Source organism: Gluconacetobacter sp., assembly GCF_047721585.1.
GTDB classification, from domain to species: Bacteria; Pseudomonadota; Alphaproteobacteria; order Acetobacterales; family Acetobacteraceae; genus Gluconacetobacter; species Gluconacetobacter dulcium.
In genome coordinates this window covers 41,926-60,047 of record NZ_JBDNXE010000009.1, presented here as the reverse complement: position 1 = coordinate 60,047, position 18,122 = coordinate 41,926, and the positions used below count along the sequence as shown (strand labels likewise).

Here is an 18,122-nt window from a genome sequence, read left to right as displayed (position 1 = left end):
GCTGTCGGTCGAGGGACGGGGGCTGGGGGCCTTCTTCTCCTACAGTGGCCGGCATGATTGGGGGCAGGCCGTCGCCACCATCCGCTTTCCGCGCGGTGGCGACCCGGCGCGCTACCTGGCCGACCTGCAAGCCGTGCTGGCCGATTTTCGCGCGCATGGCGTCCCGCCCGCACTGGTCGAGGCGGCGAAGCGCGCGCGGGTGAAGAATGCGGCGTTCGACCGCAACAGCATCCCCGGCCTGACCCAGACCTGGCTGACGGCGCTGGTCGAACGCGGGGTATCGGACCCTGACGAACTGGTGCGCCAGTATGCCGCCGTCACGCCCGCCGCCGTCGATGCGCTGGTGAGGCGCGAACTGATGCCGGAGCAGGCGCTGATCCAGGTCGATCTGCCGACCGACCATATCGCGCCGGCGCATGACAGCGGCTTCGGCGGGGCCGAGAGTTTCGGCGACAAGCCGGTGCCTGACGCGCCGCTGCCGGAGTGGGCTCAGCCGGTGCTGGCAGCGCCGCCGGCCCCGCATTTCGCGCCGCCTTCCGCCGACTGGATCTTGCCCAACGGGCTGCGGCTGATCGTCCGCCCCGTTCATCAGACGCATACGATCCTGCTGCGTGGCCGGATTCATGAGAATACCGATCTGGAGGAACCGTCGGGGCAGGAAGGCGTCGGCCGCCTGACAGCCGGCCTGCTGCCATTCGGCACCGCCACGCGCGACCGGATCGCGACCGAGGCCGCCGTGGAGGATCTGGGCAGCCGCGCCGATCTGGGCGCCTCCTTCGGGCTGGCGGCCCAGACGGCCGATTTCGGCGCGACGCTGGCCCTGCTGGCCGATACCGAGTTGCATCCGGCCTTCCGCGAGGGCGATCTGGCGATCATGCGCGACAAGTTCGTCCGGGCGCAGAGGGGCTTTCTGCAAACGCCCGGCCATGCGTTCAGCCGTGCGATCCGGTCGGCCCTGGTGCCGAAGGATGACCCCACGCTGCGCGAGGCGACGCCGGAGACGATCGGCCGCCTGACGCGCGACAATGTCGTGGCCTATTTCCGGCGCGTCTATCGTCCGGACATGACGGTGATCGAAATCATCGGCGATATCGAACCGCAGGCGGCGCGGGCGGCCGTTCTCTCGGCCTTCGGCGGCTGGACGGCCGAGGGGCCGAAGCCGGACGTGACCGCGCCCCCCATCCCCGACCCGCCGGTAGCGAACATCCGGATGGACGGCGAAGGCCGGACGCAGGATCGCGTCTTCCTGATGCAGACGCTTGCCCTGCGCCAGGGCACGGCGGAGACGACGATGTTCGACCTGGGCAACGCGGTGCTGGGCCGGGGATTTTCGTCGCGGCTGTTCCAGGCGCTGCGGGGCAGCACCGGCTATGTCTATACCGTCGGCAGCACGGTTTCGACCGACAGGACACGCGGCATGTTCTCGATTACCCTGGGCGCCGACCCCGCGAAGGTGCCGCGCGTGAAGGCCGAGATCCTCTCCATTCTCGACGACATGTGCCACCGCCCGGTCGGCGCGGACGAACTGGGGCGGGTCAGGGCCGGATATCTGCGCACCATGCCGTTTGCCGATGCCTCGCTCGACGCGATCGCGCTGCGTGATGTCGGCCTTGCCACCCGTGGCCTGCCGCTGGACCAGCCGGACCGGAATATCGCGGCCGTCCAGGCGGCGACCCCGGAGCGGGTGCGCGACCTGTTTGCCCGGACCCTCCGCCCGAGGGATCTGTCGACGTTCATTTACGGACCGGCGCCGCCGTAATAGGAACCGTCGACGCCAACCGGCATTCCTGAAACGGCCTCCAGCGAGCCCGCACACGATGCATTTTATCCAGACCTTCAACGGGCCGGCCTTCCTCGACACCATCGTCAGCTATCTTTCGGCCTTTCTGTTCGGCACGCTGATCGGCGCCGAGCGCCAGTATCGGCAACGCACGGCGGGGCTTCGGACCAATGTGCTGGTGGCGGTGGGGGCGGCCGCCTTCGTGGATCTGGCCCAGCGGATCGCCGGGGACGTGGAGGCCGTGCGCGTGATTTCCTACGTCGTATCGGGCATCGGCTTTCTGGGGGCCGGGGTGATCATGAAGGACGGCACCAATGTGCAGGGGCTGAACACCGCCGCCACCCTGTGGTGTTCGGCCGCCGTGGGCGCCTGCACCGGGTGCGACATGCTGGCCGAAGGCGGGTTGCTGACCGTGTTCGTCATTGCCGGCAACACGCTGCTGCGGCCGCTGGTGAATGCCATCGACCGCATTCCGCTTCAGGGACGCGGGGTGGAGGCGAGCTATACCGTCAGCCTGCTGACCGACCGGGCGCATGTCGACACGCTGCGCGACCTGCTGGTGGCGCATCTGGAACAGGCCCGCTTTCCCGTCGCCGATATCGAACTGACCGAGCGGGGCGCGGACCAGGTGGAGATTGCCGCCACCCTGACCAGCACCGCCGTGGACCGGGCCGAACTGCAACGCGTGATCGCGCATCTGAGCGCCGCGCATGCGGTGGCGCACGCGAGCTGGCTGGTGACGCCCGAAGCCTGACGGGGCCTGATCGGGCCGGGCCGGCGGGCGTGCTCAAAACGGCAACAGACTGATGTTTCTTTTATCCTTGAGGTGCCTGTCACGCCTCCGTAATTTCGATCACGAACCAATTACGGGCAGCGATCGTTCGCTTTTCGTAGCAAGACGGGCTATTTGCCTCGCCCGTCTCGGCATCATGGGTGGCGCGACCCGCGTCCGGTACGCACCAGACGCGCGACGGACGACCTGAAAAGGATCGTGGAATGACGTATCTCTCCCGCATGCCCGGATTGCGGGGCCGGTTGCAGGCGATGACCTGCCTGGCCGGCGTATTCTGTATCGCCGCCGTGCCGCAGGGCGCGCGCGCGGCGACCGGCCAGAACAGTCAGACCCCGACCGCCAAGCCGACCGTCGCCCGCCCCGCCGCCTCCGCCGCGCCGCGGGCAACCGCCCGTGCCGTTCCGGTCGCGACCGCCCCGCGCGCTGCCGCGTCGGAAGATATTTCGGTGACCTCGTCCCGGCAGGCGCTGAACGGCGGCGGCGGCATGATGCGGCTGGAAACGGCGCCGCATACCGTGCAGACCGTGGCCAAGGAATATATCGACATGCGCGCGCCGACCAGCACGGCGCTGGACCTGATCAAGAACCTGCCCAGCCTGAGCGTCTCGACGCCCGATACCGCCGGCATGCAGGGCGGCATGATCCAGGTGCGTGGCCTGACCGACCTGGACATGGGCCTGATGGTGGACGGCGCGCCGGCGGCGGCGGCCAAATACATGGCCGAGAACATCGACTCCGAAAACCTGGAGGAAGTCAACGTCACCCCCGGCAGTTCGGCCACCGACCTGCCCGTAATGTCCGCCGCCGGCGGCGTGATGAACGAGCGCAGCCACACGGCGGCGCAGAAATTCGGCGGCCTGATGGATTTCTCCTACGGCACCAACAACATGTCGCGCGAGTTCCTGCGCCTGGAATCCGGCGAGATCGGCAATACCGGCGTGCGCGGCTACCTCTCGTTCTCCAACACCCATAGCCGGTCGTGGATGGGTGCGGGCATCAACGAGCGCCACCATCTGGATTTCGGCGTGCAGAAGGACTGGCAGAACGGATCGACCGCCAAGCTGTTCCTGTCGTGGAGCAACGAGAATTTCACCATCGACAATTACCCGACCGAGGACCAGTTCTATCGCTACAAGCATACCGGCCAGGGCTGGGGCCGGTCGGCCGACCCCAAGAACGACAATTACTGGCTGAACAGCAAGGATCACTGGAACCAGGTCTTCCTGACCGCGCCGGTGCACATCGTGCTGCCCGCGCGCCTGAGCCTTGACCTGCAACCCTATTTCACCTTCGGCCAGGGCTATGATGCGTCGCCGAACAACCCCATCTCGAACGCCGACGGCACGCCCTATAACGGGCCGAACCAGACCGGCTTCTTCCTGCAGAACGATACCCGCGGTGTGGGGACCGTGGCGAAGCTGAACTACCAGATCGACCCGCACAACATGTTCTCGGTCGGATACTGGTATGAAAACACCTACACCAATCAGTCCTACCCCAGCGGCGATACGCGCGCCGATGGTGGGCCGCCCAGCCCGTGGTACCTGTACAAGACCGGCGCCTTCACCTTCGGCCAGAATGCCGGTTACGAGATCCATTCGCTGTTCGTTCAGGATACCGCGAAATACCTGCAGGATCGGCTGGTGATCCATGCCGGGTTCAAGTTCGCGATGATCAATAGCTGGACATCCAGCTTCGCCAATATCGACGGCACCAAGGTGAAGGGGTCGGTCTGCGACAATAGCGGCGACTTCCAGCATTGCAGCAACAACCGCACCGAGCCGCTGCCGCAACTCTCGATCGGCTATACGTTCAACGAGCATCACCAGATCTACATCAACGCCGAGGGCGATTACCGCCAGCCGAGCGCGGTGGATATGGGCTGGCTGCCGTCTGGCCCGAACTTTCTGAAAAACCAGTATTCCATCAAGGAAGAACTGGGATATCGCTACCACGATAAATATATCATCTTCGATATGTCGCTGTTCAACTACAACGTCACGAACCGCATCGTGAACCAGTATGTCGGCATGAACAGCTTCTCGCCCATGTCGATCGGCGGCCAGACGATGCGCGGCTTCGACGCCATGATTTCGGGCCGCTCCATCCACGGTTTCAGCCCCTATGCGTCGATCGAATATCTGCATGCCACGCAGGATAGCGACGTGATGGACCCCTATACCAACACGCTGATCCACTCCAAGGGATCGCAGGCGGTGATGGCGCCGCGCGTCATGGCCAATTTCGGCCTGACCTATACCTACAAGGGCTTCTTCGCCAACGGCAGCCTGCATTACACCGGCCCGCAATCGGTCAGCATCGCCGGCGACCAGCGCATGCCGGGCTTTGTGACGAACACGCTGTCGCTGGGCTATCACTTCCCGGCTTTCCTGTTCGCGAAGTCGCCGACCTTCCGCCTGAACTTCACCAACCTGACCGGCTCGATCGTCCGCACCGGGCCGATGGGCGTGGTCTATAGCCGCAACGACCTGAACAGCCACAATGTCTACAGCAGCAGCTTCGCCCCCACCCTGGGCTATGGCAACTCCTTCATGGTCGAACCGCGCTTCACCATGACGGGGACCGTCTCGACGGCCTTCTGAGGGCTTGCCCGGCGCCCATGGGGCCGGGCTTTTGGCGTGGTGCGCAGGGCGCTGCCCTGCACCCGGAAGGGGGCCGAGCCCCCTTCACCCCCATTCGTCAGGATTCTAACCCGGTTTGGTGGAAACGCGCCCGGTTGTTGGTTTGAATGCACGCATTTGAACAGGTCCGGCTCTGCCGGGCTGACCTGACGAGACACCCTTGCAAGCCCCGCCCACGGCGGGCCGCCGCTGGGATGCGCGAATACCAGCGCCAGACGCATGGCTGGTGCCATGTTTTTGCGTACCGTCAGCGGCTTTCAGGATAGACTCCAAGATAGGGCCGCCCGCAAACCTTCGTCGCGTTCCGCTCGGTCATCGCTACAGGCTGTCGGAACCAGGCCGAGGGTTCCGCGACGAAGGGCGAAGGATCGCGCGTGCTTGCCCTATCCGCTGGAATATCCTGGTCTTTTTCTCTTGCACAATATTGATCTGGTTTATTTCGTTGAAATCAGCGTTCCATCTCAAATTTAAAATATAAGATGGAAATTCTTCTTTTCATTTTTTATCTATGCCAATAAAGAAACGTTCCAAAGAAATCGAACTGATCGGACAGGCTGCTTTCAACCTCTTTGTGAGTCTTACCTTGAGATTGTCAGTGCCGAAAAATTGAAATGACAAATGCTGCGTAATCGATCAGATCAGAAAAGACTGGTGAGGTAGAATAGGCGATTTGCATATTCTAATCCAATAAGCATGTGGATCGCCACTTTTACGCCATCAAGACTGCATTCAGGGACTCTTTCTGTTGAAATGGCATATCTTGTCAGTCGGCAGGGGTTGGCGTAACTGGAAGCCATAAGAACCTTGAGCCGACTTAGCCGTACCCGGTTTGCAGGGCTGCGCTTCAGGTCCATACACATCAATGAAGTTGGGATTGCGATGAACGCCTATTCAGATTACCTGACCGAAATCAAGGACAGAGAAAATCAAGGGCTCGCTCCCAAGCCGATCGACGACGGCGCGCTCGTCCGTGACATCATTACATTGATCGAGGACGCCGGGAACGAGCACCGGGCCGATGCCCTCAAATTCTTCATCTACAACACGCTGCCCGGCACCACGAGCGCGGCCGACGTCAAGGCCGCCTTCCTGAAGAAGATCGTGCTGGGTGAAACGGTCGTCCCTGAGATCACGCCCGCCTTTGCCCTCGAACTGCTTTCGCACATGAAGGGTGGCCCGTCGATCAAGGTGCTGCTCGACATCGCCCTCGGCGACGACAGCACGCTCGCCAAGCAGGCAGGTGAGGTGCTGAAGACCCAGGTGTTCCTCTACGACGCCGACATGTTCCGACTGCGCGACGCCTTCAAGGCCGGCAATGCCGTCGCGAAGGACGTGCTGGAGAGCTATGCCAAAGCCGAGTTCTTCACCAAGCTTCCGGATGTCGAGGACGAGATCCCGGTCGTGACCTTCATCGCGGCGGAAGGCGATATCTCGACCGACCTTCTGTCGCCGGGCAACCAGGCGCATTCGCGCTCGGACCGCGAGTTGCATGGCAAATGCATGATCTCGCCGGAAGCCCAGCAGGAAATCGTCGCGCTCCAGAAGAAGCACCCCGGCAAGCGGGTGATGATGATCGCCGAAAAGGGCACGATGGGCGTCGGCTCGTCGCGCATGTCCGGCGTGAACAATGTGGCGCTGTGGACCGGCAAGCAGGCCAGCCCGTACGTGCCGTTCGTCAACTTCGCGCCGATCGTCGCGGGGACCAACGGTATCTCGCCGATCTTCGCGACCACCGTGGACGTGACCGGCGGCATCGGCCTGAACCTGAAGGACTGGGTCAAGAAGACCGACGACAACGGCAAGCCGATCCTCAATAACGATGGCAACCCCATCCTTGAGCAGAAATACTCGGTCGAGACCGGCACCGTTCTGAAGATCGACGTGAAGAACAAGCAGCTTCGCGACGAGAACGGCAAGGAACTGGTCGATATCGCCGCCGCGCTCACGCCGCAGAAAATGGAGTTCATGAAGGCCGGCAGTTCCTACGCCATCGTCTTCGGCAAGAAGCTCCAGACGTTCGCGGCCCAGACGCTGGGGGTCGAGGCGACCCCGGTCTTCGCGCCGAACAAGGAAATCACGGTCAAGGATCAGGGCCTGACCGCTGTCGAGAAGATCTTCAACCGCAACGCCGTCGGCGTCACGCCGGGCAAGGTCCTGCATGCGGGGTCGGATGTTCGCGTGAAGGTGAATATCGTCGGCTCCCAGGACACCACCGGCCTGATGACGGCGCAGGAGCTTGAGGCGATGGCGGCCACCGTCATCTCGCCGCTCGTGGACGGCGCATACCAGTCGGGCTGCCATACGGCATCGGTCTGGGACAAGAAGGCCCAGGCGAACATTCCGAAGCTCATGAAATTCATGAACGATTTCGGCCTGATCACCGCGCGTGACCCCAAGGGCGTCTATCACGCGATGACGGACGTGATCCACAAGGTGCTGAACGACATTACCGTGGATGATTGGGCGATCATCATCGGCGGTGACAGCCATACCCGCATGTCCAAGGGGGTGGCCTTCGGCGCCGACTCCGGCACCGTGGCGCTGGCGCTGGCCACGGGCGAGGCGACGATGCCGATCCCGCAATCGGTCAAGGTCACGTTCAAAGGCACGATGCAGCCGCACATGGACTTCCGTGACGTGGTGCACGCGACCCAGGCGCAGATGCTCAAGCAGTGCGGCGACAACGTCTTCCAGGGCCGCGTCATCGAAGTGCATATCGGCACGCTGCTTGCCGACCAGGCCTTCACCTTTACCGACTGGACGGCCGAGATGAAGGCCAAGGCGGCGATCTGCATCTCGCAGGACGAGCCGCTGATCGAGTCGCTGGAAATCGCCAAGTCGCGCATCCAGATCATGATCGACAAGGGCATGGACAATGCCGCGGGCACGCTGAAGGGGCTGATCGCCAAAGCCGACAAGCGCATCGCCGAGATCCGCTCGGGCGAGAAGCCCGCGCTGGCGCCCGATGACAATGCGAAATATTTCGCCGAGGTCGTGGTCGATCTCGATCAGATCGACGAGCCGATGATCGCCGATCCCGATGTGAACAATCCCGACGTGTCCAAGCGCTATACCCACGATACGATCCGCCCGGTTTCGTACTATGGCGGCACCAAGAAGGTGGACCTCGGTTTCGTGGGCTCCTGCATGGTGCACAAGGGCGATATGAAAATCGTGGCCCAGATGCTCAAGAACCTTGAGAAGGCTGCCGGAAAGGTGGAGTTCAAGGCACCGCTGGTTGTCGCCGCGCCGACCTACAACATCATCGACGAACTGAAGAGCGAGGGGGATTGGGAAATCCTCGAACGCTATTCGGGCTTCGAATTCAATGACCTGCTGCCGAAGGCCACGGCGCGGACCGAATACGAGAACATCCTCTATCTGGAGCGCCCCGGCTGCAACCTGTGCATGGGCAACCAGGAGAAGGCGGAAAAGGGCGATACCGTTCTGGCGACATCGACCCGTCTGTTCCAGGGACGTGTCGTGGAAGATTCCGGCGAGAAGAAGGGTGAATCGCTTCTGGCCTCGACCCCGGTCGTGGTGCTGTCGGCGATCCTTGGCCGGATGCCGAGCAATGAGGAATACAAGGCGGCCGTCGAAGGGATCGATCTGACCACGTTCGCTCCGCCGAAGATGACGCCGATCGACTCGCAGTCCGTCCATTACTAAGGCGTGTCGTCAGTCAAGGACTGGGCTTTCGAGCCCGGAACGCCCATTTGATTTGTGATGTTTCCCCTGTTTTTCAGGGGAAACATCAATATGTCTACGTGGCTCGCGTGCGGCCAGCGGGAGTGGATACAGGATCTTCTCCCGCGTCTCGCGGGCTATTCCGGCAGGATGGTGGCGGATAGCCCTGGCCCTCCGGTGGCCGACCGACCTGGAAAATCCACGCCATTGTCGATGTCTCGGGAAAGGCTGCCCGCCCCCTGATGCCCGGTCAGAGCGCCGGCATCACGGACGCGGATGCCCTGTCCGGATGAAAATCCCGATGCTTTCAATAGCCGGTATAGCGCCCCGGCCGGTGGAAGGTGGCGACCACGCCGCTGATGGCGATGGCGCTGATGGCGGACAGCCCGACATGGGCGAGGTCGATTTTAAGAGTCGATATGGCCAGGATGAAGCAGTCGATGGCGAGCTGGACCTTGCCGACGTTCCAGCCCCGGTTCTTGTAGAGCCATAGCGTGACCACGCCGGTACCGCCGACGCCGGCCTGATGGCGGGCGAGGGAGAGGATGCCCATGCCGATGACGGTGCCGCCGAAGAAGGCGGCCCAGAGGGGGGCGATGGAGCCCAGGGTCATGATATGGGGGAAGAGCAGCGCGAACAGGGTGATGCTGCTGCTGACGAGGAAGGTCTTGATCGTGAACGCCCAGCCCATGGTACGGCTGGCGAAAATGAGGAAGGGGATGTTGATCAGCGTGAACAGCGTGCCCGCCGAGAGCGGCAGGACGTAGGACAGCAGCAGCGCCACGCCGGCCACGCCGCCCGTGACCAGACCGGCATGATGCAGGCAGGCCAGCCCGAGCACGATCAGCGAACAGCCGATGACCAGCGCGTAGGCGTCTTCGAACACTGTATGACGAAGGGCGGCGGATTCGCCGGAAGACGGGCTGGGCATGGCGGCCATGGGTCTGGGATCAGGGAGTGGAATCCCTTCCTAAAAAGGCCGCCGCGCCGTGTAAAGGGCGTGGCCCCGCCACGGTTACTCCGTGGCGCGGTCGATCTTGCGGCCCAGCTTTTCGGCCGGTCCCTTCGGCGGGTCGACGGTGTCCTGTACCTTGTTGCCGAGATTGTCGATCTTCTGGCCCAGGGTCTCGGGCTTCTTCTTGCACCCCGTCAGGGCGACGCAGCACAGAGCGGCGGCCAGGGCGGCGTGGACGAACAGACGCATGGATAATCCCCTTGTTTTTCGTAGGGATACAACGTCGCGAGCCCGTGAAGTTTCCGTGCCCGTCAGGGCGCGGGGGCTGGAGCGGGCGCTTGGGCGGGTGCGGCGGGCGTGCCGCCGTCATCCTGCTGCACTTCGACATCGGCCAGGCGCGACTGGGCCAGGCTGAGGGTGGCCGAAGCCGCGCCTGCCGCGTCGGGCTGGACATCGGAGAAATAGAACATGCGGGTGGGAAAGGCGAACAGCACCCGGCGCCCCCGGAGGAAATCCATGCCCAGTATGTTGAACTGCGCATTGGTGACATCGGCCGACAGGGATGCACCGTGCCAGGTGCCGATCGCGACGGGGGCAAAGCGGTGGCGGCGGCCGATGATGGCATTGCCGGCATCGGTGCGCGAGCGCGGATCGGCCGCGAGCTCTGCCTTCCCGACCCCGATATCGGCCGCATCGGCCGTGCGCAGGACCGAGGCGTTGGAGCCGGGTTCGACCTCCATGCCCACCAGCGCGCCATTGAGCGAAACCTGCACCGTGACATTCATGCCCTGCGCATTGGGCATCAGCAGCGCGGAATAGGCGTGCGCGCCGACCAGCGCCGGCAGGGGCGAACATGCGGCGGCGCCGGTCTCCCTGAACAGGGTGATGATGTGGCGGGGGAAATCCATCAGGACATCGTAATTGCCCAGAATATCGTAACCCACCACGCCCAGGATCGGGAGGCCCGCCACCTTGCCGTCCATCCGGCCCAGAATGATGGCCGGGACTTGCCGGGCCGTGCCGCGACCGAGTTCCAGCCGATCGACGGTGGTCTCGAACGTTTCGGCCGGGCCGGTGATCGTTTGCATATGCACCGCCCGGCCGTGGTCATATTCGAGGCCCGGCCGTTCGAAGACGCCAAGCGTCTCCTGCGACATGCCGAGAAAGGCCATGCCCTTGGCCGCACCGAATGTGATCGCCACGCCGGGACTGCCCTCCCCCGTCAGCAGCGGCAGGGACAGGACATGGGCGATACAGGAACCCGCCTGCGGGACCGGCGGCGTGTCGTCCGCCGCACTGGCCACCGGTGCTGCCGGTGGCGGGACGACAGGGGCAATGTGCCGCCCGCGTGCCGCGGCCATCGGCGCTGGCAGGAACATCAGCGGAACAGCCGGCAGCAGCATGAGGATGGAACGCACCGCGTTCCGCGCCGGCGCGCCACGCCCTGACTTCATCATTCCGACATGACCTCCCGATAGCCGTCGGAACGACGATTTCAGCGCCTCGGAGACGGTTTACACAGTCGGCCTGCCGCGCGGCGCGTGCCGCACGGCAAGCTGCCTCTCACTCTTGGCCCAGACGGCCGATATGATAGCGGATCTCGCTGAGGACGCGCGCGATGACTTCGGCGGGCGGACCTTCGCATTCCACGACCAGCGCATGCTCGTCGGGCGTCGGGACTTCCAGGGTCGCAAGCTGGCTGGGGAGCAGGCTGGGCGGCATGTAATGGCCCTGGCGGCGGGCCAGCCGGGTTTCCAGCATCGTCTTCGGCACATCCAGGTAGATGAACGTCACCCGGCGCGACGCCCCCCGCAGAATATCGCGATAGGAGCGTTTCAGCGCCGAGCAGGTCAGGATGCCGCCGCCGCCATCGGCCAGGCGCTCCGCGATCCAGTCGTGGCAGAGCCCCAGCCACGGCAGGCGGTCCTCGTCGGTCAGCGGGATGCCGGCGGCCATCTTTTCGACATTGGCCTCGGGGTGCAGGAGGTCGCCCTCCTGGAACGGCCAGCCCAGCAGATTGTGCAGCCCCTCGGCCACGGAGGTCTTGCCGCTGCCCGAGACGCCCATCAGCACGATGACATGAGGGGGAATGCCCTCCGCCACCGCCAGCGGCGGGTGCCGCTCCTGCCCCGGGGCGCTCATGCCGCCACCAGATGGGTCAGGCCGTCGCGGCCGGCCACGATGACTTCGGAAGTGCGGCTGGTGAACAGGCCGCTTTCGATGACGCCGACGATCTGGCCGATCGACGCCTCGAGCGCCTTGGGGTGGGCGATGGGGCCGAAGGTGCAGTCCAGGATCAGGTTGCCGCCGTCGGTGACGAACAGTTCGCCATCGCGCTTGGTGCGCAGGGCCACCCGCGCGCCGAGTTCGCCCAACTGACGGGCCGTGCTCTCCCAGCCGAAGGGCGTGACCTCGACGGGGACCGGCGAGCGGCTGCCCAGGTGATCGACCAGCTTGCCCTCATCGACGATGACGACGAAGCGCCGGGCCGCCGCCGCCACGATCTTCTCGCGCAGCAGGGCGCCGCCCAGGCCCTTGATCAGGTCCAGCGAGCCGCGCTCGACCTCGTCCGCGCCGTCGATCGCGAGATCGAGCTGGGGGTGGCTGCCGAAATCGACCAGCGTGATGCCCAGGGCGCGGGCCTGTTCCGCCGAGCGTTCGGAGGTGGGGATGCCGACGAAGCGCAGGCCCTCCGCCCGGCGCCGGCCCAGCGCGTCGATCATCAGCGCCGCCGTGCTGCCCGTGCCCAGGCCCACAGCCATGCCATCCTGCACCATCGCGGCGGCTTCCTCGGCCGCCCTGCGTTTCAGTTCGACCATCGGGTCGGAATTCTGGCCGCTCATCCTGTTCCCTTTCCGGGACCTGCCGGGGTATGCCGACGGCCCTCTTCCTCTTTATCCGACCATCCCCGTTAACGTCGGGGTGCCGGGATCGTCATACGCCAGCAGCCGCCTTGTCGACCAGCCAGGTAAGCCCGCCCTCGGTGGTGATGTGGCTGGCGGGTTCCACCGGGTCGCCGGCGCGGACGCGGGCGAAGACATCGCGCTTGGCCGCGCCGGCCAGCATGAACACCACATGGCGGCTGGAATGGATCGCCGGGTAGGTCAGCGTCAGGCGGGTATGGGGCGCGTCGTCGGGCACGCAGGTGGAGACCCACAATCTGCGCTCCTGCAACACCGGCTGGCGGGGAAACAGCGACGCGGTATGGCCGTTATCGCCCAGCCCCAGCAGCACGACATCGAACAGCGGCCGGCCGGGCTGCAACTCCTTAGCGCCATAGAGCGCCTGCAATTCCGCCTGGTAGCGCGCGGCGGCCTGGACCGGGTCGCCGTCGGTGGGCATGGGGTGCACCTGCGCCGGGGGGATGGCGACATGCGACAGCAGGGCCGCCTGCGTCATCGCGTAATTGCTGGCCGGGTCGGACGGCGGCACGAACCGCTCGTCGCCGAAGAACAGATGGGTGCGCGCCCATGGAAAACGGGTGGCGTACTCGGCCGAGCCCAGGATCTCGTACAGTCGCTTGGGCGTGGAGCCGCCGGACAGCGCGACCACGAACGGGCCGTCGGTCTTGGCCAGCGCCAGTTCGGTCAGCCATTCGGCCATATGGCGGGCGATCGCCTCGCCATCGGCCAGCACGACCAGCCGGCCGCTCGTTACGTCATGGCCCATCAGGCATTCTCCCCCAGAATATAACGCTCGACCCCCACCGCGAAGCCTTCCTCCTCGGAGGAGGTGCTGACATGGGTGGCCTGCGCCTTGACCTCGTCCGACGCCTGCCCCATCGCGATGGACAGGCCGCTGGGGCGGAACATCAGCACATCGTTGGGCTGGTCGCCCAATGTGGCGATCTGCGCCGCCGGGATGCCCAGCAGCCGCTCCAGCGCCGCCACCACGCCGCCCTTGTTGGCATCGTGGTGCGTGACATCGACATAATATGGCTGCGACCGCGCGGCGGACGCCGCGTCGCCCAGCGCCTGTTGCAAATCGTGCTCGACCCGCTTCATCAGCTCCAGATCGTCGGAGACGCCGGTGATCTTGACCACCTGGTCCAGCGTGGCCCCCACATCGGCCGCGACCTTCGGCGGGAATTTCACCGTCCATTGCTCGCGCGCCACATGCGGGGCGTCGGCGTTGGAGACGATCCAGTCATTGCCGTTATAGACCCAGGGATCGACCTTGTGGTCGCGCAGGATCTCCAGCGTGCGGCGCGCCACTTCGGGCGTGAGGGTGTGGGATTCGATCACCGTGTAATCCGGCCGCACGATCATGCCGCCATTGAAGCCGGCGATCGGCTGGTCGATATGCAGCGGGTCGATGACCATCTTCATGCCCATCGGCGGGCGGCCGCTGGTGATGGTGAACAGGATGCCGCGTTCGCGCAGGCGCTCTACGGCGCGGATCGCGCGGGGGGTCAGGATCTTTTCCCGCGTGACCAGGGTTCCGTCGACATCGGCCAGTACCAGCCGGATCTGATCCGTGCCCATTCGTTTATCCTCCGTCCTTGAGATCGGGCTCTGCCCGAACCCGGAAGGGGACAGTCGTCCCCTTCACCCCTGATCGTTCGACTGGTTTCCAAAGGCGACTGCCTTTGGTGGGGTGCGGGGCAAAGCCCCGCGTTTCACGCTCGCGGCAGAACATAGTCCTGCATCGCCTTTGCCCAACCGTCGGCCGTGTTGGCGGCGGTGACGAAATGGGCGTGGGTTTTCACGGCATCCGGCGCATTGCCCATGGCGATGGCGACGCCGGCTTCGTCGAGCATCGGCACGTCGTTGTTCATGTCGCCAATGCACGCCACCTCGCCGATATCGACCCCCATCAGCCGGGCCAGCTCCATCGCGGCAAAGCCCTTGTTGGCCTGGGGGTGGGTGATATCGAGATAATAATCCGACGACCGGTGGACGCTGGCATGGCCGGCAAGCAGGGTCGCAAGACGGGCTTCGGTCTGGGCCAGACGGGGGAAGTCGGTCGAGGCGCCCATGATCTTGCCGACATCATGATAATGGCCGGTGAAATCGGGCACCACCACCGGATCGGTCTGCACCGTCTCGCGCTCGCGCGCCACATAGGGGCCGTGGGGATCGGTGATCAGCCAGTCGCGGCCGATGAACAGCCACGCGCTGACATCATCCTCATGCAGTGTGCCGACCGCTTCGCGCGTCGTCTCGGGCGCCAGCGACAGGCGGGAGAGGATGGTGCCGTCGGGCCGCGCCACCAGACCGCCATTCAGCCCCGCATAGGGCGTGTCGATGCCCAGCGGGCCGAGGAACATTTCCATGCCGCGTGGGGCGCGGCTGCTGACGAGGCACAGCGTGATGCCGGCCGCGCGCAGGGCCTTTGCCGCATCCAGCACCGCGTGGGTCAGGCGCTTTTCGGGCGTGACCAAGGTGCCGTCGATGTCGGAGACGACCATCCGCACGCGCCCCGAGGGGCCGGAGCGGGTTTGCGCTTGCGGCACGCTCATGCGCCCAATGCCAGCCAGTGGCGGCCGTCGCGGGCCAGCAGGGCGTCGGCCTCGACCGGGCCGGATGAGCCGGCGGCATAGGCGCAGAGCGGGTCGGCGCCGGGACGGGTGCTCCAGTCCAGTGCCGGCTGGACCACCTGCCACCCGGCCTCAATATTGTCGGCGCGCTGGAACAGGGTGGCGTCGCCGATCAGGCAGTCATAGATCAGCGTCTCATAACCGGTGCTGGGGCCGTCACTGAACCATTCGGAATAGTCGAACTTCATGCGCACCCCACCCAGGCGCACCGTCGGGCCGGGGACCTTCGCGCCGAACTGCAACGTCACGCCCTCGGTGGGCTGGATGTGCATGGTCATGATGTTGGGCGTGAGGCGCTCGACCGGCGTGTCGCGGAACAGCGCGTAGGGCGCGTGGCGGAAATGGATCGCGATTTCGGTCCGGCGCTCGGCCAGGCGCTTGCCGGTGCGCAGGTAGAACGGCACCCCCGCCCAGCGCCAGTTATCGACCGCCAGCTTCATCGCGACATAGGTTTCGGTCTGGGAGTCGCGCGCCACGTCGGGCTCGTCGCGATAGGCGGGAACGTCCTCGCCATGCAGCAGGCCGGCGACGTACTGGCCGCGCACCACGTCGTCGGACCCCACGCAATGGGCGGCCTTCAGCACCTTGGATTTTTCGTCGCGCACCGCGTCGGCGTCGAAGGAGACCGGGGCTTCCATCGCCGTCATCGCCAGAAGCTGCATCAGGTGATTGGGCACCATGTCGCGCAGGGCGCCCGTGCCCTCGTAGAAGCGGCCGCGCCGCTCCACGCCCACGGTCTCGGCCGCCGTGATCTGGACGTGGTCGATATTCTGCCGGTTCCACAAAGGCTCGAAGAAACCGTTGGAGAAGCGCAGGGCCAGGATGTTCTGGACCGTTTCCTTGCCCAGGTAATGGTCGATCCGATAAATCTGCCGTTCGCGCAGCACGCCCAGCAGGCGGCGGTTGAGTTCCTTCGCCGAGGCCAGATCGTGGCCGAAGGGTTTTTCGACGATCACGCGGCGGAAGGCGCTGTTGGCTTCGGTGACCAGGCCGGATTCGCCAAGATGATCGCTGATGGAACCGAAGAAGCGGGCGGCGACGGCGAGGTAGAATACCGCGTTGCCCGAGCCGATCCGTTCGGTCAGGCTGGCATAGGTCGAGGCTTCCTCGAACGAGCCGCGCAGGTAGGTGATCCGCTGGCTGAGCCAGGTCCACATATCCTCGCGCAGGGTTGTGGCGGCCGTGCCGCGCCTGGCCACGAATTCCTGCAATGCCTCGTTGAACTGCGCGCGCAGCACGTCGTCGGACAGGTCGGCCCAGTCGACCGCGATGATCGAGAAATCGTCGTCCAGCAGGCCGGCGCAGGCCAGATTATAGATGGCGGGCACCAGCAGCCGCTTCGTCAGGTCGCCACCGCCGCCGAAAATGACGAAGACGCACGATGGCGCACGCCGTGGCGGATGGCTGCTCCCTTCGACCTCGGAGGACGCGGACGCGATGATTCCATCCATGTCGGACGTTTCCCTGTACTGTTTCCGCCTGGTGTCGTGACGGGCAAAGGATTCTTCTTTTTCTGAAGAAAAAGAAGCAAAAAGACTTTTAATCGTTTCGGAACCTCGCGTGTCCCCAGCACAAAATTCCTGAGCGAATCAAAAGTTTTTTGGTTCTTTTTTTCAAAAAAGAACGAAGACTGCCCGCGACACGATCACGCTTTCGATACTTGCCTGTGGAACGGATTCCACAGGCAGGACCTTACCGTTCCTGATGCAATATTCTTACTTTTTCTCGACATGTCCGCCGAAGCCGAAGCGCATGGCGGAGAGGATCTTCTCGGCATAATTGTTGCCGGTGCGCGAACGGAAGCGCGTGAACAGCGAGGCGGTGATGACCGGAGCCGGCACCGATTCCTCGATCGCGGCTTCGAGCGTCCAGCGGCCTTCGCCGGAATCCGCGACCTCGCCGGTGAATTCGGAAAGCGAGGCGTTCTTGGCCAGGGCTTCCGCCGTCAGGTCCAGCAGCCACGAGGACACCACGCTGCCGCGACGCCAGACTTCGGCGATGTCGGCCATGTTCAGGTCGAAACGCTGGTCTTCGGGCAGGGCCGGCGAGTTCTTCATCTTCATGATGTCGAAGCCTTCGGCAAAAGCCTGCATCATGCCGTACTCGATGCCGTTATGGACCATTTTCACGAAATGGCCGGAACCGGCGGGACCGCAATGCAGGTAGCCCTTCTCGGCGCGGGGATCGAGATCCGGCTTGTCGCGGTCGGGCGTGGGGGGCACGTCGCCCTTGCCCGGCGCCAGGGCGTCGAGGATCGGGTCGATATGGTCCGCCGAATCCTTGGTGCCGCCGTACATCATGCAGTAGCCGCGCTCCAGGCCCCACACGCCGCCGGAGGTGCCGACATCGATATAATGGATGCCCTTTTCCGCAAGCTGGGCGGCGCGGCGGATGTCGTCCTTGTAATAGGTGTTGCCGCCGTCGATCAGGATATCGTCGCGGCCGAGCAGGCCGGACAGTTCCTGCACCGCCGCTTCGGTGATCTCGCCGGCGGGGAGCATGACCCATACGATCTTGCGCGCGGCCGTCAGCTTGCTCACCAGGTCGGGGACGCTGTCGGCGGCGATGCCGCGTCCGCCTTCGGTCCGGTCACGGACCTTGCCGACCGTGGCGGGGTCGCGGTCGAACAGGACCACGTCGTGCCCGTGGCGGGAAAGGCGGACGGCGATGTTGCCGCCCATGCGGCCCAGACCGATGATGCCGATTTGCATAATGTCATGTCTCCA

At 64.7% G+C, this 18,122-nt stretch carries 14 protein-coding genes; 4 read left to right on the top strand and 10 right to left on the bottom strand.

Annotated features, from left to right (window positions below; translation table 11 throughout):
• The 4 genes from ABF821_RS03690 to ABF821_RS03675 all read left to right on the top strand — a co-directional run.
• Window positions 1–1,759: insulinase family protein (locus tag ABF821_RS03690; RefSeq protein WP_415529064.1), on the top strand; the 1,759-nt coding region annotated here is incomplete at its 5' end.
• 58 nt (window positions 1,760–1,817) lie between these two features.
• Window positions 1,818–2,534 (top strand): MgtC/SapB family protein, encoded by a 717-nt coding sequence (locus tag ABF821_RS03685; protein ID WP_114725638.1) that lies wholly within the window; start codon window positions 1,818–1,820, stop codon window positions 2,532–2,534.
• A gap of 242 nt (window positions 2,535–2,776) precedes the next feature.
• Window positions 2,777–5,176, top strand: coding sequence for a TonB-dependent receptor (locus tag ABF821_RS03680; RefSeq protein WP_415529063.1), 2,400 nt, complete (start codon window positions 2,777–2,779; stop codon window positions 5,174–5,176).
• 918 nt (window positions 5,177–6,094) lie between these two features.
• Window positions 6,095–8,884 (top strand): bifunctional aconitate hydratase 2/2-methylisocitrate dehydratase, encoded by a 2,790-nt coding sequence (locus tag ABF821_RS03675; protein WP_415529062.1) that lies wholly within the window; start codon window positions 6,095–6,097, stop codon window positions 8,882–8,884.
• 325 nt (window positions 8,885–9,209) lie between these two features.
• Here the strand turns inward: ABF821_RS03675 and ABF821_RS03670 are convergent, their stop codons facing one another.
• From ABF821_RS03670 to gnd, 10 genes are all read right to left on the bottom strand, one after another.
• Complete coding sequence (locus ABF821_RS03670) at window positions 9,210–9,842, bottom strand: YitT family protein (RefSeq protein WP_259654573.1); 633 nt, start codon at window positions 9,840–9,842, stop codon at window positions 9,210–9,212.
• A gap of 75 nt (window positions 9,843–9,917) precedes the next feature.
• Window positions 9,918–10,106, bottom strand: a complete 189-nt coding sequence (locus ABF821_RS03665; RefSeq protein WP_182973262.1) for a hypothetical protein — start codon at window positions 10,104–10,106, stop codon at window positions 9,918–9,920.
• A 62-nt stretch (window positions 10,107–10,168) separates the two neighbouring features.
• The gene (locus tag ABF821_RS03660) at window positions 10,169–11,314 is read right to left on the bottom strand and encodes a pepsin/retropepsin-like aspartic protease family protein (RefSeq protein ID WP_415529061.1); all 1,146 of its coding nucleotides are present in this window, start codon (window positions 11,312–11,314) and stop codon (window positions 10,169–10,171) included.
• 106 nt (window positions 11,315–11,420) lie between these two features.
• On the bottom strand, window positions 11,421–11,999 hold the full coding sequence (locus tag ABF821_RS03655; protein WP_182973260.1) for a gluconokinase: 579 nt from the start codon (window positions 11,997–11,999) through the stop codon (window positions 11,421–11,423).
• Window positions 11,996–12,700 carry a ribose-5-phosphate isomerase RpiA gene (gene rpiA / locus ABF821_RS03650; protein ID WP_415529060.1) on the bottom strand — a complete coding sequence of 235 codons (705 nt, stop codon included), beginning with the start codon at window positions 12,698–12,700 and terminating at the stop codon, window positions 11,996–11,998. Before rpiA ends, ABF821_RS03655 begins: the two co-directional genes overlap by 4 nt.
• A 91-nt stretch (window positions 12,701–12,791) precedes the next feature.
• A complete protein-coding gene (gene pgl, locus ABF821_RS03645; protein ID WP_415529059.1) occupies window positions 12,792–13,526 on the bottom strand; it encodes a 6-phosphogluconolactonase in 735 nt (244 codons plus the stop codon).
• Window positions 13,526–14,341, bottom strand: a complete 816-nt coding sequence (locus tag ABF821_RS03640) for a Cof-type HAD-IIB family hydrolase (RefSeq protein ID WP_415529058.1) — start codon at window positions 14,339–14,341, stop codon at window positions 13,526–13,528. The genes pgl and ABF821_RS03640 overlap by 1 nt, the downstream gene beginning before the upstream one ends.
• A 134-nt stretch (window positions 14,342–14,475) precedes the next feature.
• Window positions 14,476–15,318 (bottom strand): Cof-type HAD-IIB family hydrolase, encoded by an 843-nt coding sequence (locus ABF821_RS03635; RefSeq protein ID WP_182973256.1) that lies wholly within the window; start codon window positions 15,316–15,318, stop codon window positions 14,476–14,478.
• Window positions 15,315–16,847: a glucose-6-phosphate dehydrogenase gene (gene zwf / locus ABF821_RS03630; protein WP_415529057.1), complete on the bottom strand. Its 1,533-nt coding sequence runs from the start codon at window positions 16,845–16,847 to the stop codon at window positions 15,315–15,317. Before zwf ends, ABF821_RS03635 begins: the two co-directional genes overlap by 4 nt.
• A 264-nt stretch (window positions 16,848–17,111) precedes the next feature.
• Window positions 17,112–18,107: a phosphogluconate dehydrogenase (NAD(+)-dependent, decarboxylating) gene (gene gnd, locus ABF821_RS03625; RefSeq protein WP_415529056.1), complete on the bottom strand. Its 996-nt coding sequence runs from the start codon at window positions 18,105–18,107 to the stop codon at window positions 17,112–17,114.
• Window positions 18,108–18,122: the final 15 nt, after the last annotated feature.